Here is a 1224-nt window from a genome sequence, read left to right as displayed (position 1 = left end):
CCCGCGGTCTGAAGCCCTGATGAGACGAGATCTCCATCAGGGCTTCGTCGTCCCGGCCGAGACCGGGCTGCGCGAGCACCGCGTCACCTCTCCGTCATCCACCCACCGCCCGCCGCCCGACGATCGCACTGACGGCGCGGCGCAGCATCCGGCCCCGTGAGGCACGACGCACCTCGCTCAGACGCGGCACGATGAGGCCGATCGCACAGCGGGCGCGGGTGGGCGGGAATGAGTCGGCGGTGGTCATGGCGGGTCCTTTCAGCGGCTGGCGTGGTGCCATGACATTTCTACGAACGGATGCCGCGGCCACGACACGACGGAACGTGCAGTGTCGCGGACTGTCGCCGCTGCACCGAGAACTGGTCGAAGTGCACAGTCCCCTCTTCCCGCGCGAGGGACAGAGTGGGTGACATGAGCCCTTCCCCCCTCACCTACACGGTCATCGATCACCTGCTCGATCGCCTCACCGCCCTCGGCGTCGAGCGTATGTTCGGGGTGCCCGGCGACTTCACGTTGACGATGCTCGATCGTGTCGAGGCCCATCCCGACATCGACTGGGTCGGATGCAGCGCCGAGCTCGGCGCCGCCTATGCCGCCGACGGCTACGCCCGTGTGCGCGGCCTCGGGGTGGTGTGCACGACCTTCGGGGTGGGGGAGCTCAGCGCCATCAACGGCATCGCCGGGAGCTACGCGGAGCGGGTGCCGGTCATCCACGTCGTGGGCGCTCCGTCGACAGCCACGCAGCGTGCCGGTCGGCCCACACATCACACGCTCGGCGACGGCGACTTCAAGCACTTCCTGCGCATGCACGCCGAGGTGACGGCCGTCCAGGCGTCGCTCACGCTCGAGAACGCGACCTCCGAGATCGACCACGTCATCCGCGAGGTGCTCGATCGTCGACTTCCCGGGTACATCGTCATCCCCGCCGATGTGGGCCTCGCCGAGGTCGAGCCGTCGACCCGGGGGCTCCTGCGCGCGCACGACCAGACGAACGCGCGTGCTCTCGCACGTTTCCGTGACGCGGCGGCACCGCTCATCGCCGACGCCACGCGTCCCGCAGTCCTCGCCGACATCCTGGTCGAACGCTTCGGCGCCGAACCCGCCCTCGCGAACCTGCTCGGCACCGGCATCCCGCACGCCACACTGCTGTGGGGTCGGCGCGTCGTCGACGAGTCAGCCGCCACGTTCGTCGGCACGTACGTGGGCGCAGCGAGCCGCGAAGTC

2 protein-coding genes are annotated in these 1224 nt (G+C 69.8%); one reads left to right on the top strand and one right to left on the bottom strand.

Going from position 1 to position 1224, the window contains the following annotated elements; translation table 11 throughout:
• Window positions 1-94 precede the first annotated feature (94 nt).
• A complete protein-coding gene (locus tag ASG00_RS14945; protein WP_156454841.1) occupies window positions 95-247 on the bottom strand; it encodes a hypothetical protein in 153 nt (50 codons plus the stop codon).
• A 164-nt stretch (window positions 248-411) separates the two neighbouring features.
• Here ASG00_RS14945 and ASG00_RS18530 point away from each other — a divergent pair.
• On the top strand, window positions 412-1224 hold an 813-nt coding region (locus tag ASG00_RS18530; protein ID WP_268772187.1), incomplete at its 3' end, for a thiamine pyrophosphate-binding protein.

It is taken from the genome of Microbacterium sp. Leaf351 (assembly GCF_001423825.1).
GTDB classification, from domain to species: Bacteria; Actinomycetota; Actinomycetes; order Actinomycetales; family Microbacteriaceae; genus Microbacterium; species Microbacterium ginsengisoli.
The sequence above is the reverse complement of the archived record's forward strand: the minus strand, read 5'-3'. Positions and strand labels throughout refer to the sequence as shown.

What these genes read in the sequence shown, in the direction of transcription:
- ASG00_RS14945 (WP_156454841.1), bottom strand. Translation starts at nt 247, where the DNA reads ATGACCACCGCCGACTCATTCCCGCCCACCCGCGCCCGCTGTGCGATC.